Here is a 14,070-nt window from a genome sequence, read left to right on the forward strand (position 1 = left end):
GATCAACAAGTTCGAGTGATTTGAGAGATGTGAAGGTCTATGGCTGGGAACGATTATCTGATATCGGAGCTACGCCGGCTGCGCGAGTCGTTCGGGCTGACCCAGGATGCGTGGGCCGACCGAATCCACTTCTCGGCGAAACACGTGGGTGCCATCGAGCGCGGCGAGCGACCCGCGCTGCCGGACTACCTGAAGGCCGGCGACAAGGTGTTCGGCACCGCGCTGGTCAGGTTCTATCGGGAGTTCGTCCGGGGCGACTGGACACCCGTGTGGTACCGACCGTTCGTCGAGTACGAAGGTCGGGCGACCCTGCTGCGGATCTACCATCCGACGCTGATCCCCGGACTGCTGCAAACCGAGGCGTACGCACGCGCTCTCCTACCGGCGATGAACGTCCCGGCCGAGGACGTCGAACAGACGCTCGCGGCACGGCTGGACCGGCAAGAGATCATCACCCGAACCACCAGCCCCTGCCGCCTGGTCGTGATACTCGACGAAATGGCGATCCGCCGCACCTCCGGCGGGCCGGAAGTGATGCGCGAGCAGCTCAAAGCACTGACGGAGGTGGGCGATCGACCGAATGTACAGATCCACGTGGTGCCACTGGCCACCCCGGCGTATGTCGGGATGTACGGCCCGATCGTCCTAGCCTCGGTTGAGGGTCGCACAGTTGGCTTCCTCGAAGGCCACCAGGAAGGCCGGGTGGTGGAGTCGCCCGACCGCACCGCGAGCCTGGAGAGCGACTGGGAGTCGATCCGGCAGTACGCTCTACCCTGCGCGCAGTCGCTCGAACTGATCACGAAGGCGGGAGAGACATGGACCTGACCAAGCCTCGTTGGCGTAAGAGCACCAAGTCCGACACAGGGGCCTGCGTCGAGGTGGCCGACAACGTCGCCGGGCGCGTCCTCGTACGGGACACCAAGGACCGCGACGGCGCGATGCTGGCCTTCGGACCGACCGCGTGGCAGTCCTTCGTGTCGACGGCCGCCGCCCTGAAGCCCTGAGCCATCGGACAGCGCCAAGTCGGCCGTAGGCCGGACAACCCAGCCTTCGGCTCCGCTCTCACGGTTGGAGCCGAGGCTGGGTCGACCTATTGGGCTGCGGTGCTCTCGTTCTCCGGCAGCTGGTCCGTCGCCCGCAGCGGCGACAGCAGGGCCGGCAGGAAGGCGGCGGTCATCCCGGCCGTGCCGATCCACAGTACGGCGGACGCCCCGAACAGGCCGCCGAGCGCACCGCCGAGCAGCGCCGCGACCGGCATGCTGCCCCACTGGACGAACCGGACCGTGGCGCCGCTCATCCGCCCGAGTAGCCGGTCCGGGGTTACCCGCTGTTGCAGGCCGGCCTGTGCGATCAGCCGGACCACGCCACCGAAGGACAGCAGGGCCAACCCGGCCACGGTGAGCCAGCGGGGTACGCCGGTTGCGGTGGCCGGCAGCAGCGCAGCGGCCGGTGCGGTGCACAGTGGTGCCAACCAGATCGCCGGACCCGGGCCGATCCTGGCGATCAGCCGGCCGGCCAGCAACGCGCCGACGAACCCACCGCAGGCCATCGCCGAGAGCACCGAGCCGATGCCAGACGTACTCAGATCCAGATCGGTTGCTTCCGGCCGCACCACCTCGACGGTACGGATTCGCAGCGTGCCGAGCGCGGACAACAGCATCCCGGCGGCGCTCACGATCAGCGTGAGCGGTGCACCGAGCCAGCCGACCGGGGGACCCGCCAGACCGGGGCCGCTGATGCTGACGGCGGAACGGGCCGCAGCGATCCTGCTGTTCGCCTCGACCAGGTGGTCACGACCGACCAACGTAGGGACCTAGCTTGTATATCCGACCTCGAACAGTACGGTCAGCAGTCCGTGGCCGAGAGCAATCGCGTACAGCAGCCAGATCGACAGCGCATCGGCCCACCAGGCCAGCGGTAGCGTCATCAGCAGCGCGGCCCGGAGCAAATCCGTGTTGACCATCACCGGGCGCTTGCGCCACCGGTCGACCCACGCACCCGCCGGCAGCCCGATCAGCAGCGACCCGGCCGTGGTCATCGCGGTCAGCACGCCGACCTCGAACTCGTCCGCGTCCAGCCAGAGGATCGCCACCAGCGGCAGCGCGAGGTAGACGAACCGATCGGCGAGTTGCCCGGCGACGGTCGCACCGAAGATCCATCGGAAATGGTCACCGGAGGCGCCCGGGGAATCGGTCGCGCGATTGCAGAACGCCTCGTCGACGGGGGTCAGACGGCGCAACGGGCGGCGGCCACCGCCGAGTCCGCCGGTCCGCTGCTCGGTTGGGTCAACAACGCTGCGGTCCTCGCTGACGCGGGTATGAGTGACGCGTCGGCGGCCCGAATCCTGGACGTGATCTCCACCAACCTGGCCTTGGCGGTCGCCGGCTGCCACGTCGCGGTCAACCACTTCCTGACGCAGGGCGTAGCGGGGCCATCGTGAACGTCTCGTCCCACCAGGCCCAGCGCCCGGTCCGCAGAGCGCTGCCCTACGCGACCGTGACGGCGGTGGTGCGTTCGATGTGTTCGAACGGCCAAGCGCGGTGGTCCACCCGTGCAAGTTGTGCGAACCCGCCTGACCGTGCTGGGGAGATGTGGTGGTCGTCGAGGAGGGACGGTACGCCAACCCGAGCCTGACCAGTATCTCCCCGGACAAGGCGGCGGTCGCCCGGCTGGCGGTCCGACGGCTCGTCGACCGGATCGAAGGGCGTCCGCTCCGGCCGCCGTACGACGTGCAGACCCGTTCACACTGGCGGTCCGGCAGAGCACCGCCGGGGACGGCCCGGACGGCAGCGGTGACCCGGACGCGGCCGGCGCGCGGTCCGGCTTTCGTGGTTCGACGCAGGTCGAGCACCTAGGCTGATTGGTCATGGGACACATGCCGGAAAACAGTTTCCGCCCGGGTGCCACCGCCCGGGTCGAGCTGACCGTGACCGATTCCGACACCGCCCAGACGGTCGGCTCGGGCGACGTACCGGTCCTCGGTACGCCGCGGCTGCTCGCGCTGGCCGAGGCGGCGACGGTCGCCGCCACCGCCACCGGGCTGCCACCCGGCATGACCACCGTCGGCACCCGGGTCGAGCTGGACCACCGGGCGGCGACCCCGGTCGGCCGTACGGTGGCCGCGATGGCCCGGCTGACCGAGGTCGACGGGCGGCGGCTGGTCTTCGAGGTGGTGGTGTTCGAGGGGAGTACGACCGTCGCGCAGGGCCGCATCGAGCGGGCTCTGGTCGACCGGCACCGGTTCGTCGAGCGGGCCTTTGACCGCACGCCGGCACCACGCGTCGGCGACGACCCCACCGGTGAGCGGGCAGTCTCCGGATGAGCGCCCGGTTCGTCGAGGTCGGCGACCGGGTGTACGTGCTGCGCCGGACCCGGCTCGACGTCAACTCGACGCTGGTCGTCGGCGCGGCCGCCGCCGTGCTCGTCGACACCGGCGCTACGCCGGCCGAGGCCGCCGAGCTGGTCGAGGCGGCCCGACGGATCACCCACCTACCGTGGTCGGTGGTGAACACCCATCACCACTTCGACCACTGCTTCGGCAACCAGGTGGCCGCCGGGGATCCGCCCGCGCCGGTGTGGGCCCATCAGGAGGCGGTCCGGCTGCTGGCCCGCCCGGTCGAGGTGGTCCGCGACGAGGCGTACCGCGAAATGATCGGCCACGATCCGCGGCTGGCCGAGCAGCTCAGCCACGCGGTGGTTCACCCACCGGACCGTACGGTGACCCGCGCCGCGACGCTCGACCTGGGCGGCCGGGCGGTCGAGCTGTGGCATCCCGGGCGCGGGCACACCATCGGCGACCTGGTGGTGCACATCCCGGACGCGGACCTGCTGGTCGCCGGTGACCTGGTCGAGCAGGGTGCCCCACCGTCGTTCGACGACGCGTACCCGCTGGAGTGGCCGGACACCCTCGCGGCGGTGCTGCGGCGGCTCGGCCCGGTCAGTGTCGTGGTGCCGGGCCACGGCGCCTGCGTCGGTGTCGACTTCGTCCGGGCCCAGCACGCCGAGCTGGTGGCGTTGGAGTGGCTGATCCGCGACGGACACGCCGACGGCGCGCCGCCGGCACGGGTCGCCGCACGGGCACCGTTCGGGCCGCGGGCGGCGGGCACCGCGATCGTCCGCGGCTACGCCGAACTGTCCAACCGGGCCTGACCGCCCTCGGCTCGGCCGTCGAGGGCTGGCGACGCTGGCCCGGGGCCGATGCTGAGGAGTATGGGCAGTGGACCGGCGTCGACGTCGACCAGGTCACCGAGACGGATCTCGTCGAGCGCGGTGAGGAAAGCCGCGCGGGCCCGGCGCAGCTCGACCCGCAACCGGCAGCCGGCGCGCAGCGGGCAGGCCGGCTGTTCGCAGGAGACGACCTCACCGTCGCCTTCGAATGCCCTTACCACCTGGGCCACGGTCATCTCGGCGGCGGCTGGGGCGAACGCGGTGCCGCCTGCCCGGCCCCGCACGGTGACCAGAACGCCGAGCCGCTGCAACCGTTGCACGACCTTGGCGACGTGGCTGCGCGGCAGGGCGAGCCGGGCGGCCAGGTCGTCCACCGTGGTACGGGTGCGGGATGCGGCGGCGAACATGGCGACCCGTAACGCCATGTCCGTGGACCGGTTGAGCTTCACGTCCCGACCCTAATCAGCCACGGCAGACCGGCAGGCCCGGCGCGGTGTGAACGGGCTCGGGACCAATGGCCCTAAAGAGGAGTCACAGATTCCTGTTTAGTGACGTCGTACCCGTCCAATCCCCAAAGGAGTGATTGTGCTCTCGGAGTCCTCAGCAGCGGTGGTGACCGCGACCCTGCCCGCCGTGCAGGCCCACGGCGAGGCCATCACCAGCCGGTTCTACCAGCGGATGTTCGCCGCCCATCCGGAGCTGCTGGATCTGTTCAACCGGGGTAACCAGGCGACCGGCCGCCAGCAGGCGGCGCTGGCCACCGCAGTGGTCGCCTACGCCGAGCACCTGACCGGGCGCAGCACGCTGCCCTGGGCGCCGATTCTGGACCGGATCGCGCACAAGCACGCCTCGCTCGGCATCACCGCCACCCAGTATCCGATCGTCGGACGGCATCTGCTCGCCGCCGTCGCCGAGGTGCTCGGCGATGCCGTGACGCCCGAGGTCGCGGCGGCGTGGGACGAGGTCTACTGGTTGCTGGCCTGCGAGCTGATCGCCCGGGAGGCCCGGCTGTACACCGTCGCCGGCCTTCCCTTACGGGCCGGTGCCGGCTGGCGGCCGTGGCGGGTCGTCGAGAAGGTTCCGGAGACCGCCGACGTCGTGTCGCTGATCCTGGCCCCGGCCGACGGCGACGCGGCACCCACCTTCACGCCCGGTCAGTACGTCTCGGTCGCGGTCGATCTGGGAGGCGGACAGGGACAGCAGATCCGTCAGTACAGTCTGTCCGGTCGGCCCGGTGCCGTCACCTGGCGGATCACCGTCAAACGGCTCCGGGGCGGGGCCGGCGCGGCGGGTGGGTCAGCCGGGTCGCCGGCACCGGACGGGACGGTCTCCAGCCAACTGCACGACCGGACCGCCGTCGGTGACGTCCTGCGGCTGAGCCCGGCGTTCGGCGAGGTCAGCTCGATTGGCGACACCGGCGCGCCGCTGCTGCTGGTCAGTGCCGGAATCGGCGTCACCCCGGCGATGGCGGCCCTCGCCCAGCTGAGCACGGTCGCGCCGGCCCGCGAGGTGGTGCTGGTGCACGCCGACCGGTCGGCGACCGCGCACCCGCTGCGCCACGAGTTGCCGGAGCTCCAGCAGCGGCTGCCCAACCTGTCGGTGCACCTGTGGTACGAGGACGCCACCGACGGCGAGAGTGTCGGGCTGAAGGCGACCCTCCACGCCGGGCGGGTGGATCCGGCGCTGATCCCGCTCACGCCGGGAGCCTGGGCGCACCTGTGCGGGCCGGTGCCGTTCATGGCGCAGGTCCGCAGCGGGCTGCGCGACCGAGGCCTGCCGGTGGACCGGATCGCGTACGAGGTGTTCGGTCCGGGCATGCTCAGCGGCTGACCGGCTGAGCACCGGCGGTTTGGGCCGTGACGCCGGTGATCAGTCGAAGCGTTCGGCGACGGCTGACCGGGTCGGCATCGACACCGCGCCGCCCGGTGACTCGCACACCAGCCCCGCCACCTGCAAGGCGAACCCGACCCGGGCCGCCCAGCCGGCCGCGTCGGCCGGCAACCCGGCGTCGAGCAGTTCGGCGATCAGGGCGGCCATCACCGAGTCACCGGCGCCGGTGGCGTCGACCGCGGCCACCCTCGGGGCGGCCACGGTCAGCACCTCGCGGCCGGCGCTGACCAGGGCGCCGGCCGCGCCCCGGGTGACCACCACCGCGCCCGCGCCAAGATCGTGCAGCAGCGCGGCGGCGGTCACCGGATCGGCGCCGTCGTAGAGCACCTCGGCGTCGGCGGCGCTCAGCTTGACCAGGTCGGCGGTTGCCGCGAAGCCGGCGACGACCTGCCGGTACGCGGACAGCGACTCGGCGTCGGGCAGCAGTCGGGGCCGGACGTTGGGGTCGAAGACCCGAAGCCCGCTGGCACCCGTCCAGGCCTGCCGGGCGGCGGCCAGGGTCGGCTCGCACAGCAGCGCGATGGAGCCGCAGTAGAGCACAGCGGCGTCGCCGACCAGTTTCCCGTCGAGGCTGGCCGGTTCGAGCAGTCCATACGAGGGCGGGTCACCGTAGAAGCGGAAGTTCGGCTCGGCGCCGGTGAAGGTGGCCACCGCAAGGGTGGTGGGCGCGGGCACGGTGACCAAGCCCCGGTCGCCGACCCCGGCGGTACGCAGGAAGTCGCGGATCCGGTCGGCGAGCGGATCGTCGCCGAGGGTCCCGGCGAACTCGACCGCGCCGCCGAGCCGGGCGACGCCGACCGCGACGTTCAGCGGTGCCCCGCCGATCACCTGGCGGTAGACCGGCTGGCCGGCGCATTCGCCGTCGAGCAGGTCGATCAGTGCCTCGCCGAGCACCACCGCGTACCGCATGGATCTCCTCCCACCTGCAGTTGCGCCGCTCCGAAGTTTGCCAGGTCGGTGCCCTGGTGCCGGTCGCCACCCCGCACCCGCAAGCACATCGAGCAGCGACTATTGCACTTCCGATCGATGTATGGTGGGATATCGATTACCGGGACAGCGTGGGGGCAACTCGCTGTCCCTTGGACTCGCCGGGAGCTGCGCGAGCGCGCTAGACGTCCATCGGACGGCACGTCGGTCAACCGCGTCCGCGGCACGGCTGGCCAGTCGCCGTTCCTCCTCATTTTTCCTGACGTTCCGCCATGTCGGAACCCATCGCCCTGTCCGCCGGCCCGGGTTTGTCCCGCGCCGTGGACCGGTTCACGAAGGAGTCTCGGTGAAAGCTCTACGCAGAGTGGCGGTAGTTGCCGCCGCTTCCGCGCTCACCGCCGGCCTGCTCACGGTGGTGACCCCCAACGCGGCTTCCGCGCACGGTGCCGCCATGGCACCGGGCAGCCGCACCTACCTCTGCTGGGTCGACGGTCTGTCGCAGACCGGCCAGATCATCCCGCAGAACCCGGCCTGCTCGGCCGCCGTCGCCCAGAGCGGGGCCAACTCGCTGTACAACTGGTTCAGCGTGCTGCGCTCCGACGCGGGTGGCCGCACCACCGGCTTTATCCCCGACGGACAGCTGTGCAGCGGTGGCAACTCCGGCTTCTCCGGCTACAACCTGGCCCGCAACGACTGGCCGCTGACCCACCTGACCGCCGGTGCCCGGATGGAGTTCAAGTACAGCAACTGGGCCCACCACCCTGGCACGTTCTACTTCTACGTGACCAAGGACAGCTGGAGCCCGAACCGGGCGCTGGCCTGGAGCGACCTGGAAGCGACGCCGTTCCTGACGGTGACCAACCCGCCGCAGCGCGGCGCGGTCGGCACCAATGACGGCCACTACTACTTCAGCGGCAACCTGCCCAGCAACAAGAGCGGCCGGCACATCATCTACTCGCGGTGGGTCCGCTCGGACAGCCAGGAGAACTTCTTCGGCTGTTCGGACGTCACGTTCGACGGTGGCAACGGTGAGGTCACCGGGATTGGGGGCAACCCGAACCCGACCCCGCCGCCGACCACCGCTCCGCCGCCCACCACGGCCCCGCCGACCACCGCGCCCCCGACCACCGCGCCGCCGACCATCAACCCGCCCACCGGTGGCTGCTCGGCAACCTACCAGACCACCAGCTCCTGGTCCGGTGGATTCCAGGGTGAGGTGACCGTCACCAACAACAGTTCCGCGAGCATCGGCGGATGGACCACGACCCTGAACTTCGACAGCGGGGTCACCATCAACAGCCTGTGGAGCGGCACCCACACGGTGAGCGGATCGAGTGTCACCGTCCGCAACGCGACCTGGAACGGGTCGCTGTCGCCGAACGGGTCGACCACATTCGGCTTCGTCGCCAACGGCAGCCCCGGCACACCGTCGACGGCCTGCTCCGCGAGCTGATCCACCGCCACACACGGCAGATTCCCACCTGGCCGGGCCCGGCAGCGCGAAACGCTGCCGGGCCCGTCGGCGCGTGGCCGCGCAGGTCGAGTCGACGCGTGACTCGGTAGTCCCGGCGACGCGGACCGCAGTGGGTCAGGCCACCATCGACCCGACCACCGGCTTGGTGAGCAGCGCCGACTGGTTGCGCCGGATGCCGGGGTCGAGCGAACGCTCCACGAAGATCGCGTGCCAGATGCAGAACACCAGCACCGTCCACACCTTGCGGGAGTGGTCGGCCTCCTCACGCTTGTGCTCGTCGAGCAGCCGCATCGCGTACGACAGGTCGAGCAGGTCACCGGCGCCAGAGGTGGCGAAGATGTGCCGGGCCCACTCGTACATCTCGCCGCGCAGCCACACCCGGGTCGGGGTCGGGAAACCGAGCTTGCGCCGGTTCACGATGGCTGGCGGCACCACGCCCTGCAGGGCCTGGCGCATCGCGTACTTGGTGGCATCGGAACGGGGCGGCAACCGCAGCTCTACCGGGATCTTCGCGGCTACGTCGAAGACCTGCTTGTCCAGGAACGGCACCCGCACCTCCAGCGAGTGCGCCATCGAGATCCGGTCCGCCTTGACCAGGATGTCGCCGCGCAGCCAGGTGTACAGGTCGACGTACTGCATCTTGGTGACGTCGTCGAGCTCGGCGCACTCGGCGTAGATCGGCGCGGTCACGTCGGTGTAGCGCACCGACGGGTCGTAGCGGCGCAGCAGGTGCCGCTTCTCCTCCTCGGTGAACATCCGCGCGTTGCCGTAGTAACGCTCCTCGATCGGGGTGGTGCCCCGCTCCAGGAAACTCTTGCCCTTGACCCCCTGCGGGATCACCTTCGAGACGGCGCGCAGCCCCTTCTGCATCGGATCCGGCAGTCCGTGCACCGCGCCCAGCGACAACGGCTCCCGGTAGATGGTGTAGCCGCCGAAGAACTCGTCCGCGCCTTCGCCGGAGAGCACCACAGTCACGTGTTCGGCGGCCTTCTGCGCCACGAAGTACAGCGGCACCAGCGCCGGGTCGGCCACCGGGTCGTCCAGGTGCCAGACGATGCGCGGCAAAGCCTCCATCATGTCCTGCGGCCCGATCTTCGTCGGGATGGTGGTCACGTTCAGGTGCCGGGCCGAGTCCTGGGCCACCTCGATCTCCGAGTAGCCCGACACGTCGTACCCGACGGTGAAGGTCAGGATGTTCGGGTTGAACTCGCGGGCCAGCGCCACCACCGCTGTCGAGTCGATGCCGCTGGACAGGAACGCTCCGACCGGCACATCGGCCCGCATGTGCATGCGTACGCTCTCCCGCAGCGTTTCGCGGATCTCGTCGTAGAGCCGCTGCGGGTCCGGCGTCGGCGCCGGCCGGAAGATCGGCTGGTACCAGCGGCGGACCTGCACCCCGCCGGCCGGATCTGGCGCCGGACCGCCGGTCGTCGGGTCCAGCGCCGGGGGCGACCAGGTCAGACACTCCCCGGAGCCGATCCGGCTGATCCCGGAGTGCAGGGTGCGCGGCTCCGGCACGTACTGCAGGGTCAGGTAGTGCGACAGATTCGCGGTGTCCACCCCGGCGTCGCCGGCGCCCGCGGCGGCGGAGAACGGCAGCAGCGCCTTCTTCTCCGAGGCCAGGTAGATGCCGTCCGGGGTCTGCAGGTAGTGCAGCGGCTTGATGCCGAAGTAGTCCCGGGCACCGAACGCCCGACGCCGCTGCCGGTCCCAGATCACGAAGGCGAACATGCCGCGCAGCTTGTGCAGCACCTTCTCGCCCCAGTAGTGGTACCCGGCGACGATCACTTCACCGTCACCGGCGGTGACGAACTGCGCGCCGAACTCCCGGACCAGTTGGTCCCGCAGCTCGATGTAGTTGTAGATCTCGCCGTTGAAGGTGAGCAGGTAGCGGCCGTCGGCGTAGGCGAGCGGCTCCTGGCTGGACGCCACGTCGATGATGGCCAGCCGCTTGTGCGCGAACACCGCGTCCGCCCACCGGCCGGTCGGGTCGCCGATCACCTCCACGCCGGTCTCGTCCGGGCCACGGTGGTGCAGGCATTCCAACGCGTGGGCGATCGCGTCGCGGTGTGCGCCGGCGTCGCCGCGGGCGCTGAAAAAGGCCAGGAGTCCGCACATGGCAGACATCTTTTCACGTGCCGGTCACGCGGTACCGTCGAGTACGCCCAACCGTGGGGAGGACGCAATGACACAAGATCAGACCGAGGGCACGGCACCGGACCGGGCCGGAGCCACCGGCACCGAGACGACCGCCGAAGGCACCGGGACGACCGCCGAGGTCGTCGCCGAGCAGCCGCGCACCGAGTCGCACGACCCGGACTTCCCGGAGAAGCTCCTGGAGTTCATGCGCACCGGCTGGCGCGACGACACGTTGCCGCTCGCCCCGCGTACCGAGGCGCCGAACCACGCCCGCCGCCGCGCCGCCCTCGCCGACGCCTTCCCCAGCGAGACCCTGGTGGTGCCCACCGGCACCGAGAAGACCCGGGCCAACGACACCGACTACCCGTTCCGGCCGGGCAGCGACTTCGTCTACCTGACCGGTGACCACGATCCGGACAGCGTGCTGGTGCTGCACCCGACCGGGGACGGGCACGACGCGGTGCTCTACACCCGGCAGCGGTCGTCGCGGGACAACGACGAGTTCTTCCGCAGCCGCGACGGCGAGTTGTGGGTGGGCCGGCGGCGCACCCTGGCGGAGAAGTCGACCGAGCTGGGTCTGCGCACGGCACCGCTGAGTGAGCTGCCGCAGGCGTTGGCCGGGTGCGCGCCGGCCCGGACCCGGGTGCTGCGCGGCTTCGACCCCCGGGTGGACGCGGCGGTGCTGCCGTACGACAGCGGCGACGACGCCGGGGCCCGCGACCGTGAGCTGGCCACGGCGATCGCCGAGGCGAAGCTGGTCAAGGACGAGTGGGAGGTCGCCCAGCTGCAGGCGGCGATCGACGCGACGGTCCGCGGCTTCGAGGACGTGGCCCGGGTGCTGCCGGCCGACCGGCCGGTCGCCGAACGGCTGCTGGAGGGGATCTTCGCGCTGCGGGCCCGGCACGACGGCAACGACGTCGGTTACGGTTCGATCGTCGGCGCGGGCGCGCACGCGACGATCCTGCACTGGGTCCGCAACGACGGCGTCACCCGTCCGGGTGAACTGCTGCTGATGGACATGGGCGTGGAGGGGCACCATCTCTACACCGCCGACGTGACCCGGACCCTGCCGGTGTCCGGCCGGTTCACCGCCCTGCAGCGGCAGGTCTACGACATCGTGTACGCCGCGCAGCAGGCCGGCATGGACTACATCAAGCCGGGGGTGAAGTTCAGCGACGTGCACCAGACCTGCATGCGGGTGCTCGCCGAAGGCCTGGCCGAGCTGGGCGTGCTGCCGGTCAGCGTGGACGAGGCGATGGAGAAGGAGTCGACCGTCTACCGTCGATGGACGCTGCACGGCTTCGGCCACATGCTCGGCATCGACGTGCACGACTGCTCGTACGCCCGTAAGAAACGCTACCGCGACGGCGAGCTCGGCGAGGGGTACGTGCTGACCGTCGAGCCCGGCCTGTACTTCCAGCCGGAGGACGAGCTGGTGCCCGAGGAGCTGCGCGGCGTCGGCATCCGGATCGAGGACGACGTGCTGGTCACCGCCGCCGGGGCGGTGAACCTGTCGGCCGGGCTGCCCCGGCAGGCCGACGAGGTCGAGGCATGGCTGGCGGCGCAGCGCGACGCCGGCCCCCGGCTGCCCTGACGACGCTCGACTGCACTGACGCTCGGCTGCCCCGTCCGTCGTCGGCCTGATCCGGTGCCGATCCCTGCACCGGTCGGTTGACGAAGACCGGGGCGAGCCAGATGGCGGTGGTGCCCAGGCCCTGGATGCAGTTCAGGTCGTCGATCACACCCGGTAGGTCGCCGCCCTGGTAGAAACCTTGTCGGTGGGGTCGTGACCGGTGACGAGCCGGTCGCCGGTCAGCCCGTGCCCGGCTCGCCGTTGGCGAACCGGTCGGGCAGCCGGCACCGGGACGCCGGCCAAGGCGGCGGCGAGAGCGTACGGCGCCAGGCGGGACGCACGGGTGCGGCTTCCGTCGACAGCCTTGCGTTGACGATGAGCGCACGCTAACCCTTGCTGCAAGATTCTGCAGTATCTTGCAGGCGTGGCGACGGGCGGACCGCACCGGCCCGTCGACGGACGGCAGTTCAGGTGGCGCGGCGGTGGATCAGCGGCGGGTCGGCATTGCGGCGCGGTCAGTCCAGGTCGCAGGGCGCGCCGTTGGTTAGGCACCGCTGCGGGGTGGCGCCGCGGCCGTGGCGTTCGAAGTGGAACCGCAGCGGCACGGACGACCGGGCCCCGACCGGTACCGAGCTGGTGAAGACGTACTCCCGGCCGGACCGGCGCATGGTCGCCTGCGGCGCGCCTTCGACCCAGGCCGTGTACAGCTGGCCGACGTTGTCCGGAAACCGGATGGTGACGGTCCAGTCACGATCGCGTCCCGAGGTGTTCACCACCAGCACCTCGGCGATGAAGCCGTCGCCGAACTGCTGTAGCACGCTGTAGCGGCCGACCACGTCGGGATCGACGGGCGGCGCCGGGGTGCGGGGCGGGGCGGATGTGGTGGCGTGCGACGGCTCGTGGATCGGGCCGGACGGCGACGGCGGCATGGCGGCCGGAGTGGATGGCGCCGGCGAGGAGGGAGCTGACGAGGAGGGTGCGGGTCGCAGGACCGCCTCGCCGGACGGCGGCGGGGCGGCGGCGACAAGCTGGCCGCCGGTGTTCACCGCCGGCGGGCTCGCGGCGACCCGCGGTTCAGGCTCGGGGACCACGGTCGGCGGTGGCTCACCGATCGCCCGGGTCTGCATGGGTACGCAACCGGCGGCCACCAGCAAGATGACCACCATGACAGCGAGTCCACTCAGGACAACTACCCACGGCGCCAGGGCGATCACGGTGGAGGGGGTCCAGGCGATGCGCGCGGCGTGCCTGCCGTCCACGTTGGCCCCCTTTTCGCACCGGTGTCCCGCGGAAGAGTAGCGATTCCGACCCGCAGTGCAAAAGGCCCAGTTACTGACTACTTAGTCGAGTGGGGTAACAGTACAGATACGCACCGCGTTGCGACCAAGCCGCAACAGATAGTGGAATCGCTGACCGGGCACCGACCGACCGTCGGCGTCGAGGTACTCCCACTCCACCTCGACCGCCACCAACGTCATGCCCACCTGCTGGATTTGGTGGAAGCGGGCGTGCGACGCGACGATCCGCCGTTGGGCGTAGTCGGGCGCGGCGCCGACGAAGGACAGTGCCACTGCCGCTGGCGAGGAGAACGCGAAGCTGTAGGCATCGGCGACGACCATCGCCGGCGACGCGAAGCAGTCCGCGATACCGGGCACGTCGCCGGCGGTGATCGCCGCGCCGTACCGGTCGAAGAAGCCGGCGAGCGTGTCGAGGTCAGTCGAGGTGTCCACGAGACCGCAGTGCCCGGTGGGCCCGGTCGACAAACCGTCCCGGGAGCTGACACCGGGTTGCGACAATAGCAAGACGGACGTACGGTTTTGTTGCGAGCCGCGCTCCGGGTAAGTGTTACCTCACCCCAACGCCGCGGTAATCCGTACGAAAGACTGCCAGGACGACCAGG

The 14,070-nt window shown here is 70.7% G+C and carries 16 protein-coding genes and 1 pseudogene; 9 read left to right on the top strand and 8 right to left on the bottom strand.

Features of this window, described 5'->3' with window-relative positions; translation table 11 throughout:
* The first annotated feature begins 39 nt into the window (after positions 1–39).
* Together ACFHWS_RS14600 and ACFHWS_RS14605 are read left to right on the top strand one after the other, a co-directional pair.
* Positions 40–825 carry a helix-turn-helix domain-containing protein gene (locus tag ACFHWS_RS14600; RefSeq protein ID WP_416554910.1) on the top strand — a complete coding sequence of 262 codons (786 nt, stop codon included), beginning with the start codon at positions 40–42 and terminating at the stop codon, positions 823–825.
* Positions 816–1,004, top strand: a complete 189-nt coding sequence (locus ACFHWS_RS14605; RefSeq protein WP_416568358.1) for a DUF397 domain-containing protein — start codon at positions 816–818, stop codon at positions 1,002–1,004. Before ACFHWS_RS14600 ends, ACFHWS_RS14605 begins: the two co-directional genes overlap by 10 nt.
* Positions 1,005–1,090: 86 nt before the next feature.
* On the opposite strand, the gene ACFHWS_RS14610 is transcribed toward ACFHWS_RS14605, so the two are convergent.
* Positions 1,091–1,804, bottom strand: a complete 714-nt coding sequence (locus ACFHWS_RS14610; protein ID WP_416554906.1) for a hypothetical protein — start codon at positions 1,802–1,804, stop codon at positions 1,091–1,093.
* 9 nt (positions 1,805–1,813) lie between these two features.
* Entirely contained in the window at positions 1,814–2,239 is a 426-nt protein-coding gene (locus ACFHWS_RS14615) for a hypothetical protein (RefSeq protein ID WP_416554904.1), read from the bottom strand.
* Positions 2,240–2,317: 78 nt separating this feature from the next.
* Between ACFHWS_RS14615 and ACFHWS_RS14620 the strand changes: the two genes are divergently transcribed.
* From ACFHWS_RS14620 to ACFHWS_RS14635, 4 genes are all read left to right on the top strand, one after another.
* Positions 2,318–2,440: a hypothetical protein gene (locus tag ACFHWS_RS14620; RefSeq protein WP_416554902.1), complete on the top strand. Its 123-nt coding sequence runs from the start codon at positions 2,318–2,320 to the stop codon at positions 2,438–2,440.
* A gap of 154 nt (positions 2,441–2,594) precedes the next feature.
* A complete protein-coding gene (locus ACFHWS_RS14625; RefSeq protein WP_416554900.1) occupies positions 2,595–2,855 on the top strand; it encodes a substrate-binding domain-containing protein in 261 nt (86 codons plus the stop codon).
* Positions 2,856–2,875: 20 nt separating this feature from the next.
* A complete protein-coding gene (locus ACFHWS_RS14630; RefSeq protein WP_416555013.1) occupies positions 2,876–3,322 on the top strand; it encodes a thioesterase family protein in 447 nt (148 codons plus the stop codon).
* Positions 3,319–4,149: an MBL fold metallo-hydrolase gene (locus tag ACFHWS_RS14635; RefSeq protein ID WP_416554898.1), complete on the top strand. Its 831-nt coding sequence runs from the start codon at positions 3,319–3,321 to the stop codon at positions 4,147–4,149. Before ACFHWS_RS14630 ends, ACFHWS_RS14635 begins: the two co-directional genes overlap by 4 nt.
* Here ACFHWS_RS14635 and ACFHWS_RS14640 read toward each other — a convergent pair.
* Positions 4,122–4,616 carry an RrF2 family transcriptional regulator gene (locus tag ACFHWS_RS14640; RefSeq protein WP_416554897.1) on the bottom strand — a complete coding sequence of 165 codons (495 nt, stop codon included), beginning with the start codon at positions 4,614–4,616 and terminating at the stop codon, positions 4,122–4,124. The two genes, ACFHWS_RS14635 and ACFHWS_RS14640, sit on opposite strands and share 28 nt — an antisense overlap.
* A 130-nt stretch (positions 4,617–4,746) precedes the next feature.
* On the opposite strand from ACFHWS_RS14640, the gene ACFHWS_RS14645 reads away from it, so the two are divergent.
* Positions 4,747–5,997: a globin domain-containing protein gene (locus tag ACFHWS_RS14645; protein WP_416554895.1), complete on the top strand. Its 1,251-nt coding sequence runs from the start codon at positions 4,747–4,749 to the stop codon at positions 5,995–5,997.
* A gap of 39 nt (positions 5,998–6,036) precedes the next feature.
* On the opposite strand, the gene ACFHWS_RS14650 is transcribed toward ACFHWS_RS14645, so the two are convergent.
* Positions 6,037–6,966: a carbohydrate kinase family protein gene (locus ACFHWS_RS14650; protein WP_416554893.1), complete on the bottom strand. Its 930-nt coding sequence runs from the start codon at positions 6,964–6,966 to the stop codon at positions 6,037–6,039.
* A gap of 364 nt (positions 6,967–7,330) precedes the next feature.
* On the opposite strand from ACFHWS_RS14650, the gene ACFHWS_RS14655 reads away from it, so the two are divergent.
* Positions 7,331–8,437: a lytic polysaccharide monooxygenase auxiliary activity family 9 protein gene (locus tag ACFHWS_RS14655; RefSeq protein WP_416554891.1), complete on the top strand. Its 1,107-nt coding sequence runs from the start codon at positions 7,331–7,333 to the stop codon at positions 8,435–8,437.
* A gap of 135 nt (positions 8,438–8,572) precedes the next feature.
* On the opposite strand, the gene asnB is transcribed toward ACFHWS_RS14655, so the two are convergent.
* Positions 8,573–10,576, bottom strand: coding sequence for an asparagine synthase (glutamine-hydrolyzing) (gene asnB, locus ACFHWS_RS14660; RefSeq protein WP_416554889.1), 2,004 nt, complete (start codon positions 10,574–10,576; stop codon positions 8,573–8,575).
* A gap of 67 nt (positions 10,577–10,643) precedes the next feature.
* Between asnB and ACFHWS_RS14665 the strand changes: the two genes are divergently transcribed.
* Positions 10,644–12,191, top strand: coding sequence for an aminopeptidase P family protein (locus ACFHWS_RS14665; RefSeq protein WP_416568359.1), 1,548 nt, complete (start codon positions 10,644–10,646; stop codon positions 12,189–12,191).
* Positions 12,192–12,240: 49 nt separating this feature from the next.
* Here the strand turns inward: ACFHWS_RS14665 and ACFHWS_RS14670 are convergent.
* The 3 genes and pseudogenes from ACFHWS_RS14670 to ACFHWS_RS14680 all read right to left on the bottom strand — a co-directional run.
* Positions 12,241–12,451 (bottom strand): annotated as a pseudogene (locus tag ACFHWS_RS14670) (alpha-amylase family glycosyl hydrolase); the annotation flags it as partial.
* Positions 12,452–12,685: 234 nt separating this feature from the next.
* The gene (locus ACFHWS_RS14675) at positions 12,686–13,336 is read right to left on the bottom strand and encodes a cellulose binding domain-containing protein (RefSeq protein WP_416568360.1); all 651 of its coding nucleotides are present in this window, start codon (positions 13,334–13,336) and stop codon (positions 12,686–12,688) included.
* A 174-nt stretch (positions 13,337–13,510) separates the two neighbouring features.
* On the bottom strand, positions 13,511–13,900 hold the full coding sequence (locus ACFHWS_RS14680) for a hypothetical protein (protein ID WP_416568361.1): 390 nt from the start codon (positions 13,898–13,900) through the stop codon (positions 13,511–13,513).
* Positions 13,901–14,070: the final 170 nt, after the last annotated feature.

This window comes from Micromonospora sp. LOL_013 (assembly GCF_048060315.1).
GTDB lineage: Bacteria > Actinomycetota > Actinomycetes > Mycobacteriales > Micromonosporaceae > Micromonospora_E.

Coding starts and splice junctions, on each gene's coding strand:
- ACFHWS_RS14600 (WP_416554910.1), top strand. CDS start 40: ATGGCTGGGAACGATTATCTGATATCGGAGCTACGCCGGCTGCGCGAG.
- ACFHWS_RS14605 (WP_416568358.1), top strand. CDS start 816: ATGGACCTGACCAAGCCTCGTTGGCGTAAGAGCACCAAGTCCGACACA.
- ACFHWS_RS14620 (WP_416554902.1), top strand. CDS start 2,318: ATGAGTGACGCGTCGGCGGCCCGAATCCTGGACGTGATCTCCACCAAC.
- ACFHWS_RS14630 (WP_416555013.1), top strand. CDS start 2,876: ATGCCGGAAAACAGTTTCCGCCCGGGTGCCACCGCCCGGGTCGAGCTG.
- ACFHWS_RS14635 (WP_416554898.1), top strand. CDS start 3,319: ATGAGCGCCCGGTTCGTCGAGGTCGGCGACCGGGTGTACGTGCTGCGC.
- ACFHWS_RS14650 (WP_416554893.1), bottom strand. CDS start 6,966: ATGCGGTACGCGGTGGTGCTCGGCGAGGCACTGATCGACCTGCTCGAC.
- asnB (WP_416554889.1), bottom strand. CDS start 10,576: ATGTGCGGACTCCTGGCCTTTTTCAGCGCCCGCGGCGACGCCGGCGCA.
- ACFHWS_RS14665 (WP_416568359.1), top strand. CDS start 10,644: ATGACACAAGATCAGACCGAGGGCACGGCACCGGACCGGGCCGGAGCC.
- ACFHWS_RS14675 (WP_416568360.1), bottom strand. CDS start 13,336: ATGGTGGTCATCTTGCTGGTGGCCGCCGGTTGCGTACCCATGCAGACC.